Here is a 25,313-nt window from a genome sequence, read left to right as displayed (position 1 = left end):
TTTTGTTTTTGTAAACAGTATTATAATAAATAAAATTATGTCGAACTCAATTTTAAATATATAAATATTTCGACAAGATATAATGATAAAAGTTGATGAAAATAATAACTTTTATCATGAAGTGAATTAATTTCAACATAGTTTTAGATAATCATTTTTTCGTGTTCACAAAGTTGTCAGAAAATAAACGAGATTTTCATATGAAGTTCAAATAGAATTCACAACAATCAATTATTATAAGAACACACAGATAATTCTTTATCTTTTATATAAACCATCCCCCAAGGAGGACAATGAAAATGAGAAAAAAAGTGAGAAAATCTTTTAAACAATTATTAATTGAAAATAAACAATCACTATTAAATAATAAAGAAAATATGAAAGAAATTGAAGAGAGAATTGAGAAACGACATGTAGCATATAGTGGTGCCAGTAATTAAATAAAATAAAAAAGATAGCCTATGTAGGCTATCTTTTTTATTTTATATTGAAAAAACGCTATTCAGCTCTTTAATTTTGTAAATATGCAAGATATTTTTATAGCGTTTTTCTATCAATATTACTCATTTTTCGAGGTTGAAATTGGTATATACCAATTTTTGAGATTTTCTATTCAAAATATTACAAAAAATGTTACAATACACTCAAATTTATACTATAAAATCATTTTAATATGAAAAATTGGAATGAAAAGAAAGGAGAGGAATATGAATAAAGATGTCGCTTTGAAATGATTATTATCATTTCATTAGGAGTTGATGTAAAAAGATGAAAAGATACGAAGAATTGGACTCTATAAGAGGGATTTCTTCATTAGTAGTAATGATTGGTCATCATTTAATGATTTTTTCAGCATTTCAAAATTACAGTTATGAAGATAATAAACCATTTGTTGTGTATCTATTAAAAGAAACGCCTGCTCGTCTAATTTTTAGTAGTGGTAACGAATCAGTTATTATCTTTTTTGTTTTGAGCGGATTTGTTTTGTATGAATCTATTCAAAAAAACTATAGTAGCTATGGGTCATACCTTTTAAAACGTATATGCAGAATATATATTCCTTATATTGTGGCAATAATTATAGCTATTGTATGCCAGATTACAATTAGTGAATATGGTATTTCTTATTTAAGTGAATGGTTTAATCGCTCATGGACGATTGAAAGTTCTTCAAGCTTAATCGCACAACATATTTTATTGGTTGGGAAATATAATACAGATGCATATAACGGTGTGATTTGGTCACTTGTCCATGAAATGCGAATATCAATAATTTTCCCGTTAATTTTGATGATTTGCTTACGAAAAACGTTAAGGTGTTCATTACTATTATTGTTTAGTTTTAGTATATGTTCTGTCGTAATATTATTTTTGTTTCGCTCGGGCTTAACATTAACAAGCTATGCATTAACATTGCATTACACAGTACTGTTTTTACTAGGAGCACTAGTTGCGAAGTATAAAAATAATTTAATAGTTTTTTATAGTAATTGTACTAAAAACACGAAAATTGCATGGTTTTTATTTGCGATTTTACTTTTTATGTATGAAGGGCTTATAGGAGAAATTAAAGTGCTCAATAATTTTATATTTCGAGACTACGTAGTGGCGATAAGTGCATGTTTATTTGTCATATTAAGTTTGTCAATATCAACTTTGTCGTCCTTGCTACATAATAAATATTTGTTATATTTGGGGAAGATTTCTTACAGTCTTTATTTATACCATATTATATCGTTGTTTTCCCTTATATACATGCTCCATGAAATATTACCGTTGCCTATTATTTTAATTTTTTCACTTGTTTTTTCGTTTATACTTGCAATGCTTTCGTATGTATATGTAGAAAAATTTGCATTCGGAGTCGGAAAGTATGTAACAAAACAAGTGGATAGAAGAGAGAAAGGGTTATCTGTAAAGAGTGAATTGCAGGATGTTATTCAGAAAAGGGCGGTGAAATAATTGAAGCAAGAAATGAGTATAAAAGATTTTCAACAATTACTGAAAAGAAGATTCGTAACGATTATTTTAACGATGTGTTGTTTAACCGCTTCTTTAGTTCTTATCTCTATGTATGTTTTAAAGCCGTCATATCAATATTCAACGCAAATTCTTGTTGGGAATTTAGATGAGTTTAATAAGGAAAATTCAACAAATAAAACACAAGAAAATAAGCAACTAGTAACATCGTATGTTGATATTTTAAAAAGCCCATTAATTATTTCAACAGTCAAAAAAACTTTGAAATTAGAGCAATCAAGTTATGAATTAGCACAAAAAATCTCGGTTGTGAATACGGACAACTCACAAATTGTAACTGTTACAGTAAAAGATTCCAATCCGAAAATCGTGAAAGACATTGTAAAGACATTGGCAGAGCAATCACAAAAAAGCTTTCAACAGTACACAAATGTACAAGGGGTGAAAGTATTAACTGATCCTGAGTTACAGGAACAGGCTGAAAAATTGTTTCCGAAATTTCAACTGATCATTCCTATTTCTTTAATTGTTAGTTTTTTTGTTGGGATAGGTTTAGCTGTATTTCGAGATTATTTTGATGAACGTATATACACGGAACAGGATTTAGAGAAAATAACAACAGTCTCTGTTATTGGTCACATAAATATGGAACCAAATAGAAAAAAGAAACCTACAGAGGTTGATAAAAAATCATCTATATATCGAGGTGAACATGTCGATGTTTAGAACAAAGAAGCAGCTGCCATTCAATTTGCATGATGATCTGATGAAAGAGCAGTTTTATACGGTGTATCACGAGCTGAAAAAATCCGGAAAACAACTGTTCACAGTTAGTTCAACGAAGGACAGAGGTGTTGTTGCCTCGCTTATAGTAAATATGGGTCTAGTGTTTGCGGAAATGAAAAAAAAGGTGTTACTTATTGATGTGAATTTTTCTGACCCTAAACTACATGTATTATTACAAAGTGATCACATGATAACAGTAAACGATATAATAAGCTCTTCCTCCTGCAATTATGAATCTTTTTCTAGTAATTTGTCTAATTACTTATATTGTATTCCTGCAAAAAAAACAGTACATACAGGGACGCCTTTAGTTGCTATGGATGAATTTGATAATGCGATTGCTAAGTGGAAAGAAGATTTTGATTACATTTTCGTTTATTCTTCTGAAGTATTTGAACTTCCTGCTACGCACATTATTGCAGGGAAATGCGATGGAGTGGTTTTAGCAGTTAAAAAGCAAAAAGATTCATTACGTACAGTGCAAAAAGTAATAGCGGATATAAATAGGAAAGAATGTGAATTAATAGGTATAATTTTATATTCTTGAATGTGGGGGTAACGATCCATGATTCGTGAAACAAATCAAGCCAAGTTGTATACGATTCCGGCTCAAGAAAAGCCTAGCATATTGAATCGAAGTGTAAAACGCTTGTTTGATATTATATTTTCAATCATATTGTTACTATTAACAATACCAATTATGTTGTTCTTTTGTATTATGATTACCTTAGAAACATCAGGGGCTCCAATATACTTTCAAGAACGTTTAGGTATAAACGGGAAGAAGTTTAATGTATTTAAATTAAGGTCGATGGTAAAGGATGCTGAAATGAACGGACCACAATGGGCAAAAGAAAATGATCAAAGAATTACAAAAGTTGGATTGTTTATAAGAAAAACGAGAATTGATGAATTACCGCAACTTTTAAACATTTTAAGAGGAGATATGTCTTTTGTAGGCCCTAGACCAGAGAGAGAGTTTTTTTATAATGAGTTTGATGCGTATATTCCAGAATTTAAGGAACGTTTAATAGTAAAACCAGGCTTAACAGGATGGGCACAAATAAATGGAGGGTATAATCTTGATCCAAAGGAAAAGTTGAGGCTGGACATGGAGTATATTGAAATGAAAACATTTCGGATGGACATCCGTATTTTATGTAAAACCGTTTTAATTGTATTGAACGGTAATGGTGCAAGATAAATATATATGTAAACAAACAACATATGTAAGTAGGTTACTTGCAAAGGAGAACTTGTATGGGTAGATCTATTCTAAGCAATATTATCCATCTATTTTATAGTACGATTTTAGCTAACCTTCTTCAGGCCGTCAGTTTAATTGTTTTAGCAAACTTTTTTAACGCACAACATTATGGGATGTTTAGTGTTGCCATAGCAGTGACGTTTGTTATGTTATTTTTTACAGACTTAGGACTTAGTAATACGTTTCTTCGAGAAGGGGCAAAGGATGGAGCAGATTTAGAGCAGATTTTATCATCGTATATAAAAATAAGGATGATTCTACTTATTTTTGTTTCTATCATCGGTTATATTGCTATTCATTATATGTATGCGGATAAAAATTTAATTTATATGATGATAAACGTAATGTTTTTCATGTTAATAGGATTAACTTGGCAAAACATAGGGATTGCCTATTTTCAACTGACGGAACGTATGAAGTATATAGCGCTCATAAAAGTTGTATCAGCATCAGTTGTCATTATAATTACATGTTTTTGTATTTTCGGAGAGTTACCGGTGTATGTAACAGCTCGCTTATATGCTTTTGGGTATATGATTGGTGGTTTATTCAGTATATATATCATGAGAAGAAAGACGAAAATGAATATGAAAGTCGTAATTCATAAAGCGTTATTTTGGCAATTAACTCCCTTTATTATTAGCGGTTTTTTAATAATGAGTACGCCACAATTAGCGCCTATCTTGCTTAACTATACATTGCCATTAAGTATGGTAGGTGTTTTTGCAGTGGCGTACCGGATGCCGGCAGCTTTATATCAAGTACCAGGGGTAATTGCAGGTGCATTTTTTCCGGTGCTCTTTAAGCATTATAACCAGAATAATATAGAAGAGCATACGAAATTAAATTTACTTCAAATTAAATCAATGGCGATTGTAGGAATATGTATGACGATCGGTTTATATCATTTAGCACCATACTTTATTTCTATATTTTTTCATGAAGAATGGAGGAATGCAGTAGAACCACTCCAAATATTATCATTTCTTATTGTGCTACAAAGTCTAAATATTGCCATTGCTGACGGTTTAACGACGAGTGGTTGTCAAAATAAGAGGACTGTTGTGCAGTGTGTAGCATTGGTGATAGGTGGGGTTATGCTTTATAGCTTTAGTAGTCTTGGTGGAGTGATAGGAGCGGCATACGCTATGGTTTTATTTGAAATAGTCGCTTTAGTGGGATATATAGCGGTAAGTGTAGTGAAGAAAAAAATTGTATTCCAAATTGTAATACCGTATACAATTTATTTTGGTGTAACCTTTATTGGAGTGCAATATATATTGCATACATATCATTTAATTGCGCTTGTTCTTAATATACTAATTGTAGTAGCTGCCATATTCCTATATGATTATGAGCTAAAAAAACTTCTTCTTTCTTTTATAAGAAAAATACGCAAAAAGGATTATATTACGAAACAGGGGATATAGCCTATGGAAAATAATATGAAAGTATCAATGGGATGGATTATTCTTCTAATATTATTTGTCATGTTAAGTAAATACAATTTATATATTGGATTTTCATTGAAGATATATATGATTTTTTTAGTCATATATTTTTGTTTAACAATTAAAGACTTTCATATTCAAAAGTTATATTTTCATGAAGTTATATTTTTACTGTTTTATTTCATTTATTGTTTAAGCGGAATTCTTTCTATGTATTTAAATGCTAGTATTCGTATGATTTTTGGCGTGCTACTCGTTTTAGGATGCTATTTTATAATGAGAAATTTATTGGGGAATACTGAAATAGTGGTACTTGAATCATCTATTGCTTATGTAGGAATAGTATTTAATGTTGTAAGTCTACTACTCTATATAATCGGTTTACAATACTTTAGTTTATACGGTGGAGAAGAGAGAGAAATTTTTGCTGGATTATTAGTTGATAGAGGATATCCACGGTTAATTGGATTGCTAGATGATCCTAACATTTTTATTTTCTATAATACAATATTTTTTATGTACTATATGACGAATTTGCAAAATATCACTAACATCTTAGGGTTAATTTTATGTGTTACGACGAGTCTATTAACCTTTTCAAGAGGGGGAATATTAGCGCTTGTGCTTGTCATTTTTGTATATATATGTATGTCTAGTTTCGCTAAAAAAATAAAAATAATTATGAGTTTAGTATTGTTTAGTGTAGTTATTTTTAGTTTATCGAATAGTGTAATGGGGGGCCAATTAGATGACATATTAAATAAACGAATTTCTGATTTTTCCCATGATAATGGAAGTGGTAGATTTACATTATGGGAAGCTGCTTTTAAATATTATTTATCCAATCCATATATCGGAATTGGTGCGTTTAACTTCTCGAATTATTATGAGTATCAATTTAATGAAAAATTATATGTACACAATACATTTTTAGAAATTTTGTCTGAGTCGGGTACAATTGGTTTTCTTCTATATAGTGCGTTTTTATTCATATTAATGTTTAAGTTAGCGCAGCATACTTTGTTTCGTGAAAAACCATACCTTCTATTGACTATGATTGCATTTTTATTTCAGATGATGTCATTGTCACTCATTATTAACGAAGCGTTCTTTTTATTTTTAGCAGTTGTTGTGAAGTATATTTCAATATATGAAGGAAGGGGAAAGATAGATGGTAAAATGTCTATCAGCACATAATAAGGCGCCTCATGTTTCTGTAATAACACCTTCTTATAATAGTAGACGATTTATAGGTGAGACAATTTTATCTGTACAGAATCAATCGTATGAAAACTGGGAAATGATTATCGTTGATGACTGTTCAACCGACCAATCTGCGGCAAAAATTAAAGAGATAATAGAAGGAGACTCACGTATTAGGTTATTATCATTAAAAGAAAATGTTGGTGCTGCTAAAGCTCGGAATTTAGCGATTCGAGAGGCGAGAGGAAGGTACATTGCCTTTTTAGATAGTGATGATATATGGTTGCCACATAAATTGAAGACACAATTGTTATTTATGGAAGAAATGAATATTGCTTTTTCATATGCGTCGTATAGTTTAATTGATGAAAATGGTAATGAATTAAATCGCGAAGTGAGTGTACCAAAATCTGTTGACTATCATTATTTAGTAGGAAATACAATTATCGGGTGTTTAACGGTGATGATTGATCGTGAAAAAATTCCGTATGTCGAAATGCCTAGTGTACAGCCGGAAGATACAGCGTTATGGCTGAACTTATTACATGAAGGGCATGAAGCAAAAGGGATACAGCAAGTATTAGCGAAGTATCGAATTGTAGCAAATTCTGTTTCGAGAAATAAAGTTAGAGCAGCTTTTCGGTATTGGAAATTATTAAGGGACCAAAAAAGTCTTAATGCAGTGCAAAGCTTTTACTATTTTAGTAAGTATGCTTATCATGCTTATAAAAAAAATAAAATCAATGTAGTTGGGAAGACGCAATTATGAATATACTGTTGATGACTGATAAATTGATAACTGGCGGAGCCGAAAATTATTTCTGTAAATTAGAAAATAATTTGCATTATGAGGATTTTAAGATTTATACAGCTGCAGGTGATGGAGAACTATATGAATCCCTTACTAGAAAAGAAAATTTTATCTTACTTAGTCGATGGAATCATTTGAGAAATATTTATTATTTACGAAACGAAATTTGTAAACGAAAGATAGAACTTATTCATGCAAATAGTTTGCGAATGGTATTATATGCTTTTCTACTTCAAAAGTTTATTAAAAAAAAGATGAAAATTGTTTATACGAAACACAATGTAACGATATTAGAAAAGAAAATGCCAACGCTTTTTCGGTATTTCATGAATAAATATGTGAACAATATTATTACAGTAAGTGAGTTTGAAAAGAACAATTTAATTTCAATTCATGTAGCAGAAGAAAAAATAAATACAATTTATAACGGTGTTGATATTGAAAAGTTTTTATTCCAGCAGAAAAAGAAAGAATCTACATATAAAATAGGGATATTAGCTAGATTATCCAAAGAGAAAAACCATCAACTATTTGTCAAAATTGCAAATGTATTGAAAAAGAGAAATGATTTTATGTTTTATATTGCTGGTGATGGACCAGAGAAAGAATCGATTATGAAAGAAATAGAAAAATATGGATTGCAGCAAAGGGTGAAGATGCTAGGGAATATTTCAGAGCCGCATGAGTTTATAGGGAATATGGACGCCTTACTTTTATTATCTTTTCGTGAAGTGTTTCCAATGGTAGTAATTGAAGCGATGGCTACAGGGACACCAATTGTTTCAATAGATGTTGGTGGAATACATGAAGCGGTAATAGATGGAGAGTCAGGTGTTTTGATATCTGAATATTGCGAATCAGAATTCGCAAGTGCGCTTGAGGAACTACAAGGGAATGAAGAAAAGGTAACTGCTATTAGATTGAAAGCACGAGAGAAAGCAATGAGATATTTCTCGTTAACTAAAATGATAGAGGAAACGAAAAATATATATGAATTAAACAAATGACCGAGTAGGTCGTTTGTTTTTTTTATTATAGAAACTTTTAAGAGACAACTCACATATTATATGAAAAAGGTAATATGAGGAGTGAATTTATTTTGTCAGAATATATTTCATCCCAAGAAGATTGTGCGCCAGAAAGTAGCGTTCATATTGATTGTTTTGGCGCAGTTCCAAACTCGGGAAATGATAGCTCATTAGCAATTCAGCAAGCTATTGATTATTGTGTAGCGAATCGAATTTCGACGGTTAGAATTACAGGGATAAATACGTACAAAATTGTAAAGCCGATTGTTATTAAATCAAACGTAAGATTAGAGTTGGATCCTACCGTAACACTGCAAATTGATGGGGATTTTAATGCATTTGAGCTACAAAGTAACGCTTCGATAGTTGGTGGTACTCTTCAAGTTATAAATCCATTGTTTCAATCTGCTGTTATTTATGTTTCTGGTTCACAACAAATCGAAGTACCTAATCAATCTGTTATATCAAATATAAATATAATAAATACAACTCCATCGTATAAAGGAAAAGCTATACATTTTTATTGTCAAAAGGCATGGGATTTTATTAGTTTCTTTCAAGTTAAATTTATTCAAATTAAAAACTTTCAAACTGCAATACATTTGAAGACAGAATATATAAATGATATCAATACACCTTGCTGGATTAACGCCAATGTATTTCAATCTATATTTATTGATGGATGTGTGTATGGGATTGAAGTAGATGGAAATAGTGATTTGCCAAATGAAAGTTCAGGAAATACGTTTCATGATATTCAAGTGCAATGTAGACAACAAACGGAAAAAGTAATTCGTTGTTCAGGTGCGTATAATACATTTGATTGTATGATCTGGGATACGTACCGGATGAGTAGTGAACAAATTGTTATTGAATTTTCTTCCAATTCTCATCGTAACTACCTTTTTTCAAATCTGCTTTCGACAACTATTGTAGATAAAGGACAATACAATGTTTGTAAGTCTACTTATGAAGAATCCCTACGAATTCAGTTACCTTTGACGTTAAATAGACCTCATTTAATAGGAAATCAAGATGATATTTTAGTAAATGCTCAGCAGAAATATAACGTTAAGCAAGTAAGTGGAAAAGTGCCGTACGGGGGAAATCTCACAAATTGCTTTAATTTAATAGATGAACAAAGTGTAAACTATATTGACGTTCCAGATAGTAATCCAGTTGTAATTGAAATGGATTTTACGAAAAAACCAATACAAATGTTAAATTGTTTTGGAATGTATTTTGGATGGGGAGAGAGCCCAAAGAAAATTAAAATTGAATATGCATTAAGTGCAACTGGAAGTTGGGTTATCGCGTTGGATGTTCCATTAAATGTTGGCGATACAATTATATCGAATATGAAGGCCAGTCAGTTATATAAAGTTAGAATTACATTAAGTGGTTATTCTCAAGATCATAAACGTTTTCGAATTAATCGTATCTTTGCAAGATCTTCTATGGAAAATGGGAGTGCTTGGTTAGCGACGACTGGCGGAAGAATGTTTGGAGATATTGAAATAGAGGCAAGTAAAGGTATAATCATGAAGACTGCTAGTGGAGTGAAATGGAAAGTTACTATTAATGAAGCTGGCCAACTTATTACGACTAAAATAACTTGAGATGGTGTTTAATCGTATATCCTTGGACGAGTTACAACGTAGTGGGATATAGGTAATGAAAAAGAGATTGTAATTTGGTTTGAACCAAACTACAATCTCTTTTTTGTTTCAATTACTTCCACCAAATCCAAGTCCAAAGGTAATTTCGTACATTTCGAGGAGTAATGCGAATGAAGCGTTCACCGTCAAAGAAGCAATTTAAATTTGGAAGTGCTTCATCTGGATTTTCTGGAACAAAGGTGACGATGTTTTCGTTACTTGTAACGGTTACTGTAATTGGTGGGTCGGTAGGCGAGACTTGAAGTTGTAACGAAATATTGGCCGTATTTTTAAAGGGATTATTAACAGGGGGGCTTATCACTTGTACTGTGAATAACACGATAATTGTTTCGTTTGGTTCCAAATTAGTAGCGACTAGGAAACCGATATTCGGATTCGCTAGTGGAGAGCGTTCACCGTTAATAAAGACAGTGCCATTTATAAATTGTAAACCTGCTGGAATAGTATCTTGTAACGAAATATTTGAGAGTGAAATTTCAGAAGTATTTGTAATGCGTACCGTGTAATCAAAATATTGATTTAAATAAACTGAGCTGACGGAAGCATTTTTCGTGACTGTTGCAGTTATAAATTGAACTGGTATACGAACGATATTTGAATTAACAATGAAAGTAATAATTGGATCCTGTGGTGTCAACTGAAAAGCAGCGGTAACTGTTGCAGAATTTATAATTGTACTGTTTGAAGGAATAGAAGTTGCGAGAACTTGAAATGTTATAGTTGCTACTGTACCTGCAGATAAAGAACCAATATTAATACCAGTGTCTGGACGAACATTTGGAACGGGAGTGCCGTTAATGGTTACGCTGTTTTCTATAAATGTTGTACCAGCTGGAATTGTGTCTATAACAGAAGTACTGATTGTAGGAATTGGGGAATGATTGAATACCGCTAATGTGAATGTAATGATATCTCCTATAACGACAATAGATTTGTCAGCTGTTTTTTCAATGCGAACCATCGGATCAATAACTGTCGTTGTAACGGTATTTGTTTGTTTTGTAATTGTAATAGGTGGTTTTGTTGGATCAATGATAACGGTATAGGAAACAGAAGCATCATTATTAATTGTAGATTGAAGAGTAGAAGAAGATATTGTCACTTGGAACGTAATAATAACAAATTCATTAGGAGCAAGATTTCCTAACGTAATACCATTTTCAGGATTCTCATTAGGCTGATTGATTCCGTTAATCGTAACACTACCAGCAACAAAAGTCGTATCTATTGGTACGGCGTCTATGGCAAGAAGGTCTTCAATCGTTACATTACCGCTATTCGTAATCGTAATTGTATACGTTAAAGTTTGACCAGGTAAGGCGTTTGTTACATCAGCAGACTTAAAAGCAATGACATTATCATTTTGGACATTAGTTTTGACAGTATTTGTTGTAGTCGTATTTGTAACAGGTACGTTATTTGGGTTGACTATATAGTTAAAAGTAGTAATTGCGTTGTTGTTTAGTTCATTTGGTGTTGGAATAGAAGTCACAGTTACTTGGAATGAAACGATAGCATCTCCACCAATAGTTATAGTACCAATTGGTATGCCGCTTACTGGATTCACTCCTGGAAGAGTTTCTCCGTTTACAATGACGCTATTTTCTATAAACGTAGTACCTTGAGGAATAATATCTTGAATGATTACATCATTTACTGCAACATTACCGGTTTGATTTAGTGTAATCGTATACGTTAACGTATCACCAACCGTTGCAAATGCAAGGTCAACAGCTTTATTACTATTCAAATTCGCATGATTAATTTCTGTTAAAGCAGCTGATGAAATAATAGTTTCGGTAATAGGTGGTCGATTTGGTACCGTGTATTCATATTCAATTGTACTCGTGTTAGAGATTGGATTTGTTTGTGGAATCGAAGTAACCCGTACTTGGAATAGAATGGTTGCTGTCGTATTAGGGGGAATGTTATCAATTTGTATACCGTTAAGTGGATTGTCATTTGGCCGAGCGTTGCCATTCACGATAACACTATTCTCTATAAAGCTCGTATTTGCTGGGATGATATCTGTAACAATAATGTTTTCTACTTGTATATTCCCATTGTTTGTAATGGAAATAGTGTAAGGGATAATAGTTTGTAGGTCAGCATATTGGATAGGTGTTGTTTTTGTCGCAATTACATTAGCAGAAATAACTTCAGTGAAGGTAATATTGCTAGTGGATATTTGTTCTTCCACGTTTATTGTATAACGAGAAGTTGATTGATTTTGAACATGGCCGCTAGCAGGAAGAGCTACGACGGTAACAGAAAATGTGACTGGGATAGAAATATTAGGAGCAATCGTTCCTACAAGTATACCTGCACTTGGGTTGGCATTAAGCTGAGGAATGTTATTTACTAAAACGCTACCGTCAATAAAGGTTGTTCCATTAGGAATATTGTCTGTAAATACAACAGCAGTGGCATCCGTATTCCCTGTATTCGTTAAAGTTGTTGTATAAGTTAAAATGTCACCAATCGTTACAGAGGTTAAATCAACAGTTTTAAGTGAAACGATGTCAGCATCATTAATTTGAACAAAAGTAGTATTGGAAGTAGTAGATTTTTGAATTGGTGCAAAGTCAGGATTGAAAATAAAGTCGTAGACGACGTTTGCAGTATTAGGTGTTGGATTTACAGCAGGTAAATTCGTAACGGAAACTTGGAATGTTATTGTAGCCATTTGACCTGCTGCGACATTAGGAATGGAAAAGCCGATATTCGGATTTGCTGCAGGAAGTACAGTATTATTAACTACTACACTTCCTGGAATAAATACTGTTCCATCCGCTATAGTATCTGTAAAAAAGATGGAGTTAGTTGTAGCCGATCCATTATTTTGAATGAATACTGTATATTCAATGGTTTCATCAATGTTAGCTAATACAGTATTAGTGGACTTTGTAGCAATAAGAATAGCATCAATAAATTGTATGTTTGTAGCATTGGAAGAGGTCGTTTCTGAAATTGGTGGTGTGCTTGGGTCTGGTCGATACTCATAGTGAATGACGGCGATATTATTAATGTTATTTTGTGGCGGTATAGAGACTACGCTTACTTGGAACGTAACAATAATCGTATTATTTGGAAGAATTATATCAAGATTGATACCTGTAATTGGATTTTCGTTAAGTCTTGGTACGCCATCTACAAGAATGCTATTTGGAACGAATGTGGTGCCAGAAGCAATTGCGTCAAGTAGGAGAGTATTTGTAATAGGTATTGTACCAGCATTTGTAACTGCGAGTGTATATGTGATGATTTGACCGATACGTGTAATGGATCTGTTAGCGGATTTAATTGCACTAACATTTGCCGTCCGCACTTCAGTATTTACTGCATTTGATAACGATCTACGCTGAATAATTTGAGAACTAGGGTCAATTTGGTATTCGTACGAGGTGTCTGAAATATTAATGACTACATTGCCAACTGGTATATTTGTAAGTTGTACTTGGAATGAAATAGTGACTGTTTCATTTGGTTGTATCGTGCCGAGAGTTACTCCGTTTTCAGGATTAGCGCCAGGCTGAATTACATTATTTATTGCTAAGCTATCTTCAATAAATATAGTACCTTCTGGAATGTTATCAATGAACACGGTATTGTTAGCTGGAACGGTTCCTATATTTTGTAGTGTATTTGTGTAGGTAATAATTTGCCCGATTGATGCGAAAGTTACATCCGCGCTTTTAACAGAAATAATATTTGCGTTTTGAAGTGATGTTGTAACAATGTTAGAATTTGCAGAGCGATTCACTGGTGGGGCTGTAGGGATACTTACATATTGGTAAGTTGCTGAAGATTGATTTACAATTTCGGTTTCAGTAGGTGGATTATTTGTTTGCACTTGAAATAGTATCGTTTTGGAACTGTTAGCTGGAATTGTTCCAATCGGTATTCCGTTTTCAGGATTTACACCTGGCTGAAGGACACCGTTAATTGTGACACTATCGGGAACGAATGTAGTCCCAGCTGGGATAGAATCTGTGAAAACAATATTTATTGCGTCAACATTACCGATATTTTTCACTTCAGAAATATAAAGTATAGTTCCGCCAATATCTACAGTTGTTGGATTGGATGTTTTTGTAATTGTCAATTGTGCTTGCACGAAATTTGTAATGACGATATTACTAGTAGATGTTTCAGTAATAGGCGATTGCCCTGGGTCTGGTTGGATTGTATATGTTGTATTGGATTGATTTGTAATCGATTCTCGCGAGAATGAATCTTTAATAAGAATTTGGAACGAAATAAGGTGAGTAGCGTTTGCTGCTAAGGTAGGTAAAGTAACACCTACATTTGGATTGGCACCAAGTATAGTTGTTCCATTAAGTGTAAAACTATTTTCTACGAATGTAGTATCTTGGGGGATCGTATCTGAAAATATGAGATTCGTAGCTGGAATATTTCCGGTATTTTCTAGTGTTATTGTGTAAGTCAAAATATCACCTGTTGTTGTTTGAGGTGCATTGACTGCTTTTAAAGAAAGGATAGTTGCATCCGAAATTTGTGTGAAAGCAGGATTAGACGTAATTGTTCGAGAGATGATAGGAGCAGTTGGATCGGCGATAAAAGTATAGTCAATACGGGCTGTATTAGAAATTGGGTTCACGCTTGGTATAGATTGAACGATAACCTGGAATGTTACAGTGACGATTTCTGACGGTGTGATGGAGTTTAATGGTATTTCTACGTTAGGATCGGCACCTGGAACAGAAACACCACTAATGGTAACGCTATTCGGAATAAATGCAGTTCCTTCTGGGACCAAATCTGTTAAAGTAACTGTATTTGCAGTAGTATTTCCGTTATTTTGAACGACTACTGTGTAAGTGATTGTACCGTCAGTAGATTGTACGAGAGAATCTGTACTTTTAATTACGGATAACGATGCATCAACAACAGCTGTATTAACCGTATTAGACGAGGATGTTGCTGTAACAGGAGGTTGACTTGGATCGACAATATACGTGTAACTTGTAAGTGCTTGATTTATAATCGCTCCTTGCGGTGGAATAGAACTTGCAAGAAATTGGAACGTAATAGTAGCGGAATCACCTGGTGAGATAATACCAACTGGAATACCGAGAGTTGGACTTGCATCTGGAAGTGAAATCCCGTTGAGCGTAACACTATTTGGAACAAATAATGCTCCTTCAGGAACTCCGTTAATGAGTAATACAGAGTTTGCAGGGAAGTTTCCAGTATTCGTTAATGTTGCTGTATACGTAATTACATCCCCGATAGATACAATTGAACGATTTGCTTGTAAAACAGTTGTAACAGTCGCGTTATTAATTTGTGTTGAAGCGCTATTAGAATTTATCGTGCCTGTAACAGGAGGAGAGGCCGGATCAACGATGAATGCGTATTGAATAGATGCTACGTTTGTAATCGGATTTGAAGGTGGAGTAGATGTAACTATGACTTGGAAAGTAACGGTTAAGGAACTACCTGCGCTAACTGTTCCGATATTCACTCCGTTATTTGGATTTGCGCCTGGAATGGTACTTCCATTTACAGCAAAACTATTTTCAACAAAGGTCGTTCCAGTTGGAACTGGGTCTGAGAAATTTACATTCGTAGCGTTTGTATTGCCGTTATTTTGAATCGAAACTGTATAAGTGATCGTATCTCCAATATTTGCAAAGGCTGTATTAGCAGTTTTTACAGCTGAAAGTATGGCTGTATTAATAGAAGTAACGAAGACATTCGTTTCCACATTGCCAGGCTGAGCCAGTAATGCATTGCCTACGTTATATTGGAAGTTAACAAATCCTAAGTTTTGGAGTTCAGGTGTGAACGTTGTTGGATTACTTACGATTTGTACTTGGAATATGATTGTAACAGTTTGATTTGGACTGATTGTATTTATGCCAACACCGTTAATAATCGAAGCGGATGGTAATGGAGTGCCATCAACAATAACTGATCCTGCAACAAATTGTGTCCACGATGGTAAAGGGTCTGAGAATATAGCGTTGTTAGCAGGAATATTGCCTGTGTTCGTAATAGTCGTTGTATACGTAATCGTATCACCAATCGTTGCAAAAGTTTTATCTCCTATTTTAATAGTATTTAAAATAGCACTTTCAATTTTTGTTGTAACGTTGTTAGAAATAATATTTTTTGAAACTGGAGGATTAGCTGGATTAACGATATGTTGAAAGCTAACGCTAGCTTGATTAGTAATTGGATTTATAGGCGGAATTTCATTGGCGATAATGTGAAATGCTACGATGACAGATTCGTTTGGCGCGATATCACCGATTGGAACGCCTGTAATGATATCTGCATTTGGGATGCTAGTTCCGTTCAGTGTAAAGCTATTCGGTTCAAAGGAAGTTCCGTCTGGAATAAGGTCGGTAAAAATAACATTCGTTGCACTCACATTTCCGCTATTTGTAATTGTAACGGTGTAGGTAATATCCTGCCCGATATCTACCGTAGATACATTTGAATTTTTTTGTGCAGTAAGGATAGCGCTATTAATTTGTGTTGTCGTTGTATTAGATTGATTGGAAGTTGTAATAGGTGGCTGGCTAGGATCAACGACATAATGATATGTGGTAGAAGCAGAGTTAGAAATGGGATTAAGTGTTGGAAGTGTAATAACAGTTGCTTGGAATGTAACGATTGCCGTATTACCACCATTAATGGAACCAATATTTACACCAGTTGATAAATCGGCGTTTGGAATGGTTTGCCCATTAGCTGTGAAACTATTTGGAACGAAACTTAAATTGCTATCAAGAATATCGATAATAGTTACATCAGTTGCGGTCACATTCCCGGTATTAGGAAGGTTAAGTGTAAATGTTATTGTATTACCAACATCCGCAAAAGTAAGATTTGCTGTTTTGGTGCTAATAATAGTTGCGTTGTTTATTTGAAGGAGTGTAGTGTTGGAAGTAGCTGCACTTGAAACGGGAGGATTAACAGGATCAACAGTAAATTCATACGTCGTTGATGCTTTATTTGGTGCTGGGTTACTAGGGGGAATATTGTTTACTGTAACTTGAAAGACGATGCTATATATTTCATTTGGTGGAAGTGTTGCAAGTAATACACCTGTATTTGGATCCGCGTTAGGTTGTAAAACGCCATCGACAGTTAATGTGTTAGGAACAAATGTGAGTCCACTTGGTAATGCATCTGTGAATACAATATTAGTTGCATCGGTATTGCCTACATTGGTAATAGAAGTAGTATAAAAAGCAGTTTGCCCGATATCTGCAAAGGATACACTTTCATTTTTGGTCATAGATAATATGGCTTCTTTAATTTGGGTTGAAACAGGATTGCTAATTGAAGTTTCTGCTTCAGGTGGTGAGACTAATTGATACGATGTTGATGAGAAATTTACAATTGGGTTTGCGGTTGGTAATGATGTTACAGTAACTTGGAACGAAACTGTTACTGTAGTCCCGGCTGTTATTGTCCCAATATTCACACCGTTCGATGGATCCGCCCCGCTTTGAGGAACTCCATTAATAGAAAATGTGTTTGCAATAAATGTAGTGACGCTTGGTACGGTATCTGTAAATATAACATTTTGTGCGGATGAGTTTCCATTGTTTGTTAAAACGACAGTATAAGTGAGTGTGTCTCCAATACGACTAAAGGATTTATCGACTTGTTTTAATGAAAGAATGTTAGCTGTATTAATCGTAGTAAACACTGTGTTTGAAGTAACGTTTCTTGAAACAATAGGTGCATTGGGATCAGCGATAAATGTGTAAGAAGCAGTAGCGGAATTGGCAATAGGATTTTGAACAGGGGTAGAAGTAGCGGTCACTTGAAATGCTATAGATATTGAGCTGTTAGGGGCAATTGATCCAATCGTTATGCCTGTATTAGGATTCAATCCAATTTGTGTGAGTCCATTTATTGTAACGCTATCAGTAATAAATGTTGTACCATTTGGTATAAGATCCGTGAAAGTAATATTAGTTGCATTTGTATTACCGTTATTCGTTAAAATTGTCGTATAGGTTATGGTATCGCCTAGTGTTACAAGGGTTTGATCGACCGATTTTACCATCGTTATCATAGCATCTAATACAGGATTTGTAGCAATATTCGTTGAAGTAGAGGTAGTAGCAGGAGCGCTGTTTGGATCAACAGTATAAGAATATAAAATTGTGTCATTACCCATAATTGAACTGGAAGGGGAAACGGAAATAACATTTACTTGGAAAGTAACAGTTACCGTTTCACCAGGAGCGATATTTGGTATATTTACTCCAAGTGCTGGTTGCGCACCAGACTGCTGAACGCTATTTATTGTGACTGAATTTGGTATAAAGGTAGTGTTAGCTGGAATAGCGCTTGTGAAAGTAATATTCGTTGCGGCTGTATTTCCGGTATTTCTAATAGTAGTTGTATACGTAATCGTATCTCCAACTGAAACTATAGATTTATCAGCACTCTTTTTTGTTGTTAAAATTGCACTATTAATAGTTGTCGAAACCGTATTAGATACATTCGTTTGCGATACGGCAGGTTGGCTAGGATCGACCACATGTGCAAATTGTACAGAGCTAGAATTAGAAATTGGATTTATACTTGGAATGTTTGTAACAAGTACGTTAAGAGTAATCACGGCCGTTCCATTTGGGTTTATATTTCCAATCTGAATTCCGTTAGCTGGATTTCCGATTTGCTGTGTACCAGAATCGTTTGTAAGAGTGCCAGATATGAATGTCGTTCCATCAGGTAAAGTATCCGTAAAAATTATATTTTGTGAAGTGACATTTTCAGGGTTACTTAATGTAATTGTATAAGAAATTGTATCGCCAATTGTTGCGAAAGTTTTATTTACAGATTTGATTGCCACAATTTCCCCAGAATTTATTTGTGTCGAAACCGGATTGGACGTCGTACTTCTTGAAACGAGTGGTAAGTTTGGACCTGTCATAAATTGATAATTAATGGAAGCGCTGTTTACAACCGGTGAGTTTGGTCCGCCTGGTCCAATTGTGAAAATTGGATTTGGAATGCTAACTACTTGCACACGGAAGGTAACGTTTATAAAATCTCCAGCAATAATATCCCCAATCGGTATCCCATTCGCTGGATTTACTCCAGGCAATAAAACTCCGCCTACTCGAACGCTATCTTCTATAAATACTGTGTTATTTGGAATCGGATCTGTAAAAATGATATTCGTAGCAGTTGCGTTTCCTATATTATCCAATAAAACAGTATACGTTAAAAATGAATTTCCAGGTGCTACGTCAGAAAATAGTCGATCTACACTTTTCGTTGCTTGAATAATCGCTTCGTTAATTTGAACTAAAGTTGGATTACTTGTAGCTGTTTCTATCACCGGCGGCTGGGTAGGATCAATAATGATCGAGTATGTTGTGCTAGATTGGTTCAAAGTTGGGTTTGTAGCTGGTATTGAGCCAACGATAGCTTGAAAGCTAATTGTTGTCGTTCCTCCAACTGGAATTGAGTCTAAAGAGATTCCGCTATCTGGTCTAAATCCAAGTTGTGGGATTGTATTAATTTGTACGCTATCAGGAACGAATGAAAGTTCAGGTGGTAATATATCGATAAAAACAGGTGTGTTTGCTGAAGTATTTCCGCTATTGGTGAGGATAGTTGTATACGTAATTGTATCTCCAACAGCAGCAAAAGCACTGCTTGCAGTTTTTGTTGCGATAACAGAAGCAGTATTTACTTGTGTAAAAGTTTTATTAGATTGAACTGTTCGTGAAACTGGCGATTCGTTTATATCTACAATAAAGCTATATTGAAGCGATGATTTGTTCGGGATTGGATTAAGGTTTGGAAGTGTTGTAATGTTTACTTGAAAACTGAGTGTAGCAGATGCATTTGAATTCAAGTTACCAATATTGATCCCGTTTTGTGGATTTGCATTCGGAACGGTTACACCATTTATCTTAAAGCTATTTGGGATAAAGGTAGTACCGTTTGGAATTGTATCAGTAAAAATAATGTTGTTCGCAGTAGTATTTCCGGTGTTTGTAACAGCTGAAGTGAATGTAATTGTATCACCAATTGTAGCGAAAGTTGTACTAGCGCTTTTATTTATTACTAAAGTAGCGTCAATAATTGGTGTAACTGTTGTATTTGTTACGGTGCTACCAACAGCAGGAGATTGGTTTGGATTCACGGTATATTCATAATTTACAAGAGCATTATTTGTTAATGTGCCACTAGGTGGTATCGCTAAAATTTGTGCTTGAAAAGTAATAAATACAGTATCCCCTGGCGAAATATCTGCCAAGTGAATACCAAGTGATGGATCTAATCCTGGTTGTGGAACATTATTGATCGTTACGGAGTTTTGGATAAATGAAGCTCCTGCGCCAAGCCCATCCGTTAAAACAGTCGCACTAGCAGGGGTATTACCTGTATTTGTTACTGCAATCGTATAGGTAACGATATCACCAACTGCAGCTGTCGGTGTATTCACAGACTTAGTAGCGACAATAGTAGCGTTATTAATTTGAGTTGTTATTAAGTTACTTAACGTATTGGCGGATGCTGGAGGTAAGTTAGGATCTATGACGTACTGGTACGTTGTATTGCTTTGGTTCGGGATTGGATTTGGATTCGGGATAGAATTTACTTGTACTTGGAACGAGATGATCGTATTTGCATTCGGATTTATTGGATCAATGGCAATTCCACTTGCTGGATTTACATTAGGCAGTGTATTCCCGTTTACAGTAACACTATTAGCAATAAATGATGTCCCGTTTGGAATTACATCTGTAAATATTACATTTGATGCAAGTGTGTTCCCGTTATTCGTTAAAGTAGTCGTGTACGTAATAATATCATTTACGTTAGCAAACTGTTTATCTGCAGATTTAGTAGCGGCAATTGAGGCGTTATTAATAGTTGTCTGTACAGTGTTAGAAGCAACCATCTGCATCACAGCAGGTTTGGATGGATCATACGTATATTGGAATGTTGTGCCTGATTGATTTGTAATTGGATTTACAGCAGGGATAGTTGGTACAAAAACTTGGAATGCAACGGTGCGTGATGAATTCGCTCCTATCGTACCAATTGAAATGCCGGTAGCAGGATTTGCGTTAGCTACAGGGACATTATTAATCGTTACAGTATTAGGAATGAAGAGGGTACCCGCTGGAATGATATCTGTAAACGTTACATTAGCAGCAGGGATATTCCCGTTATTTGTTAAAATAGTCGCATATAGTATGACATCACCAACATCAGCGAAGTTTGTACTCGTTAGTTTTGTAGCAACGATATTAGCAGTATTAATTTGTGTAGTTACTATATTGCTAGCAGCGTTTCTAACAAGAGCAGGTAAATTTGGATCAGCGATAAAGCTATATTGAAGTGAAGCGCTGTTTTGAATTGGGTTTGGTGAAGGTAGCCCATTTGCACTTATTTGAAAAACAATCGTTGTAAAACCACCTGAAGGAATGGAGCCGACTTGAAGACCGGTACTAGGGTCTGCACCTAGTTGTAAAGCACCACCTATAAAAATACTATTTGGTACGATTGTGGTGCCATTAGGGATTATATCGGTAACAATAACATTATTTGCTATAGTATTTCCAAGATTAGCTAAATAAATTGTATATGTGATTGGTTGCCCGACATCGGCGATAGTTAAATCTACTTCTTTGACAATCACTACATTTGCTAAATTAATTTGTGTACTTACAGTGTTACTTACAGATGTTTCTACAGTTGGTGGATCGCCCGGATTTAGAATAAAACTATACTGTGTACTAGATGAATTTAATGTTGGGTTTTGTGTTGGTAAAGAGGTGACGGTTACTTGATAAGAGACAGTAAGTGAGCCATTAGCAGCAATGGAAGGTAGTGGAACACCTATATTTGGATCTGCGTTATTTTGGAGTACACCATTAATAAGAAAAGTGTTTGGAATAAAGGTAGTACCGTCTGGATTCGTATCTACGAAAGTAGGACTATCAGCAGAAACACTTCCTGCATTCGTCAAAGTAACAGTATAAGTTAATATATCCCCTACGGTAGCGAACGCTCGATCCACTGTTTTGGCTGAAATGACATTTGCATCGTTTACTTGAGTAAATGTAGTGGTTGAAGTAGTGTTCTTACTTACAGGTGAAGCGTTTGGATCAACAATAAAGTTATAGGAGATGGAAGCGCTATTTGAAATAGGGTTTGGATTTGGAATGCTAGTTATTACTACTTGGAATGAAGCTGTAATTGTAGTATTAGCATTGATGCTACCAATATTGATGCTAGCTGGTGTAACGCCTGGTTGAGTAACACCGTTAACTATAACGCTATTTGGTACAAAGGCGGTTCCATTCGCAATTGAATCGGATAGTAATACATTGTTCGCTGCAACATTCCCATCGTTAGTAAAAGCAAAGGTGTAAGTTAATACATCGCCAACTTCCGCAAACGTTTTATCTACAGATTTATTAGCATGGAGATTTGCTAGTCTAATTGTTGATGTAACAGAATTAGAATTTGCTGTCTTTGAAGTCGGTGGCAAATTTGGATTTACAGTATATAGATAAGAAGCGAAGGCATTATTAATGATAGGATTTTGGGTCGTAATATTGATGACTGTTACTTGGAAAGAAAGGGTAAAAGTAGCCCCGCCAGGAATTGTACCGATAGGTAAAGCGACGAGAGAATCTACATTTTGCAAAACTCCGTTTAGTGTTATAGTACCAGGAGTTAATATCGTTCCATTTGGAAGTGGGTCTGTTAGTTGAACGCTATTAGCGGCCGCATTTCCACTGTTTGTAATAAGAATTGTATAACTTATCGTTTCGCCAATTGTGGCAAATTGTTTGTTAGTTGATTTTGTTAATGTTACATTCGCATTGTTAATTTGAGTGGAAACGAGATTAGAAGAAATGTTTTTTGTAACGGGTGATTGGCTAGGGTTGACGGTATATTGATAAGAAGCACTTGATCCGTTAGATACGACATTTGACGCGGGTATTGTATTTACTACTACTTGAAATGCAACATTTTTTGTTGTGCCGCTTGGGATGGATCCAATATTCACGCCGTTAGCGGGATTTGCGCCCACTTGTGTCGTGCCATCTATTGTTAAACTGTTTAGAACGAAAGTTGTTCCAGTAGGGATGACATCTGTAAAAATAACATTGTTCGCATTTGTATTACCTGTAGCTGTAAAGGAAACGGTGTACGTTAGTGTATCACCAATATCTGCAAAATTTTTATCTACTGCTTTCGTCATTGTTACAGTAGCATTATTCACTTGAGTGGAGACAATATTTGTCTTATCAGTCCCACTTACTGCTGGTTGATTTGGTACAGGAATGTATTGATATGTTGTTGTTCCACTATTTAATATTGGGTTTGTTTGAGGGATAGAAGGAACGAGTACTTGGAATGAAATAGTAGTAGTGGAATTTGCGGCAATTGACCCAATTGATATACCATTAGCGGGATTTGCGCCAGCTTGAGTAACTCCGTTCACAGTTACACTCCCTGGAATGAAAGTAGTCCCACTAGGAATCGGATCCGTATATATCACATTCGTTGCAGCGATATTTCCTATATTAGCTAAGGCAATACTGTAAGTTAATGTTTCACCAATATCGGTAAAAAGTTTGTTAACTGATTTTGTTCCATTAATATCTGCGAGGTTAATTTGTGTTCCAGCAGAGTTGCTTGTTGCAAGACCATTAAAAGTTGTTCCTCCGGCGATTGGTGTATATTGAAATGTAATATTAGCAGTGTTAGAGATAGGATTTTGACTTGGAAGAGAAACGACAGTAGCTTGGAAAGTTACTGTACGAGAAGCACCATTATTAATTGTTCCAAGAGATATACCAGCCGCAGGATTTGCATTTGTTTGTGGTACGTTATCTACTGTTACAGTGCCGGGTATAAAAGAAGTACCGCTAGGGAGACTATCTATAAAAATAGCGTTATTGGCAGGAAGAAGCCCGGTGTTAGGGATAGTAACTGTATAAGTGAGAATATCTCCAATTGCAGCAACACTTTTATTCACGCTTTTCGTCGCTTGTATATTTGGTGAGTTTATATTAATTTGTAAGCCTACTGTATTTAACATATATGCGTCTCCGTTAGTAGTTAAACGGATTGCGGCGGATACTTGTGAGTTTGTTAAATAAGGAGAAATATCAATGGAAGTAATGTCCCAGCCCTGTCTTCCTGCGGAGATGTTTGTACTTGTAGAAGCACTTTGATTTCGCGTTCCAAATGTCCCTGTTGTATCTAAGTTTCCTGCAGCATTATTAACTTGAGAACCGAAGAAATTATTTATAGCATTGTTTGGTCCAGATAAAGCATTTAATGAACTGAAATTTGGTCCAAATAAAGCTTGATCCCCGGTTAAATCTGCATCTCCTTCGGTAGAACTTAAAAATAATCTCCCGCTTACTGGTCCTCCTGAAGGTGTTAAAAATCCAGAAACAGATACATCGGCACTACCAGTTTCTGCAGAAACACGGTTACCAGCTACATAAATGGTTAAGTTTCTTGCAGGTAAGGAACCATTTTGATAAGCGACAATGAGCGTCCATCCAGAAGAATTGATAGCCCCATTAGAAGCATCTAAAGGATCAACAAGTCCAGGGACAGAGCCGGTTGTATAAGAGCCAGATCCAGCAGCTTGAACGAGGGATGTTACATCTGCAGATCGTGTATAGAATCCAAATGTGACAGATCCAGAAACGAAAGTTTGATTTGAAGCTGTAATAGCCGAAGGGGTAATTGAGTATGTTGACACAGGTGTTGTGAAAGAAACAGGATTCCCTAAAATACTCGTAATGTTTTGATCACGAGATAAATAGTTTCCACCCCAAACGAGTTCTGCGTAAAGAATAGTACTACCAGCAGGGATATTTAAAATAGCGGTAGAACTATTTTGTGTATAGTTTAACGTTGTACCTGCAGGAAAAGTAGGTACTTGTAAAGCAGTATTCGTAGTTACGAATGCACCAATTGCACCGATTGTACCAGCACGGTTTTGATTGCTAATTTTACTTAAGCCTAAAGTATTACCTGTAATAGCGAGTGCGCCGTTAGTGGTGGTAGAAAATCGATTCGTAATGGGCATGTTGTCACCTCATTTACAATATA

11 protein-coding genes are annotated in these 25,313 nt (G+C 34.8%); 10 read left to right on the top strand and 1 reads right to left on the bottom strand.

The genetic code is table 11. The annotated features are described in order from the left end of the window. Positions 1-299 precede the first annotated feature (299 nt). The 10 genes from AB6801_RS04300 to AB6801_RS04255 all read left to right on the top strand — a co-directional run bounded on the left by AB6801_RS04300 (position 300) and on the right by AB6801_RS04255 (position 10,145). Positions 300-440: an FbpB family small basic protein gene (locus AB6801_RS04300; RefSeq protein ID WP_001228048.1), complete on the top strand. Its 141-nt coding sequence runs from the start codon at positions 300-302 to the stop codon at positions 438-440. A gap of 328 nt (positions 441-768) precedes the next feature. Beyond that, a complete protein-coding gene (locus AB6801_RS04295) occupies positions 769-1,962 on the top strand; it encodes an acyltransferase family protein (protein ID WP_000833054.1) in 1,194 nt (397 codons plus the stop codon). Beyond that, positions 1,963-2,706 (top strand): YveK family protein, encoded by a 744-nt coding sequence (locus tag AB6801_RS04290; RefSeq protein WP_000807055.1) that lies wholly within the window; start codon positions 1,963-1,965, stop codon positions 2,704-2,706. Beyond that, complete coding sequence (locus AB6801_RS04285) at positions 2,693-3,313, top strand: CpsD/CapB family tyrosine-protein kinase (protein ID WP_002100874.1); 621 nt, start codon at positions 2,693-2,695, stop codon at positions 3,311-3,313. Before AB6801_RS04290 ends, AB6801_RS04285 begins: the two co-directional genes overlap by 14 nt. Positions 3,314-3,331: 18 nt before the next feature. Further along, complete coding sequence (locus AB6801_RS04280) at positions 3,332-3,970, top strand: sugar transferase (protein WP_000617650.1); 639 nt, start codon at positions 3,332-3,334, stop codon at positions 3,968-3,970. Between the two features lie 56 nt (positions 3,971-4,026). Beyond that, positions 4,027-5,463, top strand: coding sequence for an oligosaccharide flippase family protein (locus AB6801_RS04275; protein ID WP_048568859.1), 1,437 nt, complete (start codon positions 4,027-4,029; stop codon positions 5,461-5,463). Between the two features lie 3 nt (positions 5,464-5,466). Then, positions 5,467-6,681, top strand: coding sequence for an O-antigen ligase family protein (locus tag AB6801_RS04270; RefSeq protein WP_000429870.1), 1,215 nt, complete (start codon positions 5,467-5,469; stop codon positions 6,679-6,681). Beyond that, positions 6,656-7,456: a glycosyltransferase family 2 protein gene (locus tag AB6801_RS04265; RefSeq protein ID WP_000237694.1), complete on the top strand. Its 801-nt coding sequence runs from the start codon at positions 6,656-6,658 to the stop codon at positions 7,454-7,456. Before AB6801_RS04270 ends, AB6801_RS04265 begins: the two co-directional genes overlap by 26 nt. Continuing rightward, positions 7,453-8,505 carry a glycosyltransferase family 4 protein gene (locus AB6801_RS04260; protein WP_001023684.1) on the top strand — a complete coding sequence of 351 codons (1,053 nt, stop codon included), beginning with the start codon at positions 7,453-7,455 and terminating at the stop codon, positions 8,503-8,505. Before AB6801_RS04265 ends, AB6801_RS04260 begins: the two co-directional genes overlap by 4 nt. 92 nt (positions 8,506-8,597) lie before the next feature. Beyond that, on the top strand, positions 8,598-10,145 hold the full coding sequence (locus AB6801_RS04255; protein ID WP_000006054.1) for a glycoside hydrolase family protein: 1,548 nt from the start codon (positions 8,598-8,600) through the stop codon (positions 10,143-10,145). 112 nt (positions 10,146-10,257) lie between these two features. Here the strand turns inward: AB6801_RS04255 and AB6801_RS04250 are convergent, their stop codons facing one another. Further along, positions 10,258-25,290: a DUF11 domain-containing protein gene (locus tag AB6801_RS04250; protein WP_097998929.1), complete on the bottom strand. Its 15,033-nt coding sequence runs from the start codon at positions 25,288-25,290 to the stop codon at positions 10,258-10,260. Between the last annotated feature and the right edge of the window lie 23 nt (positions 25,291-25,313).

The organism is Bacillus sp. RCC_6_1, from assembly GCF_041360755.1.
In the GTDB taxonomy this organism is placed as follows: domain Bacteria; phylum Bacillota; class Bacilli; order Bacillales; family Bacillaceae_G; genus Bacillus_A; species Bacillus_A cereus.
Note: the sequence above shows the minus strand (reverse complement) of the source record. Positions and strands in the feature narration are given on the sequence as shown.

Bases quoted from the DNA above. Each gene is read 5' to 3' on its own strand.
- AB6801_RS04250 (WP_097998929.1), bottom strand. From the start codon at position 25,290: ATGCCCATTACGAATCGATTTTCTACCACCACTAACGGCGCACTCGCT.
- AB6801_RS04280 (WP_000617650.1), top strand. From the start codon at position 3,332: ATGATTCGTGAAACAAATCAAGCCAAGTTGTATACGATTCCGGCTCAA.
- AB6801_RS04275 (WP_048568859.1), top strand. From the start codon at position 4,027: ATGGGTAGATCTATTCTAAGCAATATTATCCATCTATTTTATAGTACG.
- AB6801_RS04285 (WP_002100874.1), top strand. From the start codon at position 2,693: ATGTCGATGTTTAGAACAAAGAAGCAGCTGCCATTCAATTTGCATGAT.
- AB6801_RS04270 (WP_000429870.1), top strand. From the start codon at position 5,467: ATGGAAAATAATATGAAAGTATCAATGGGATGGATTATTCTTCTAATA.
- AB6801_RS04295 (WP_000833054.1), top strand. From the start codon at position 769: ATGAAAAGATACGAAGAATTGGACTCTATAAGAGGGATTTCTTCATTA.
- AB6801_RS04300 (WP_001228048.1), top strand. From the start codon at position 300: ATGAGAAAAAAAGTGAGAAAATCTTTTAAACAATTATTAATTGAAAAT.
- AB6801_RS04265 (WP_000237694.1), top strand. From the start codon at position 6,656: ATGGTAAAATGTCTATCAGCACATAATAAGGCGCCTCATGTTTCTGTA.
- AB6801_RS04260 (WP_001023684.1), top strand. From the start codon at position 7,453: ATGAATATACTGTTGATGACTGATAAATTGATAACTGGCGGAGCCGAA.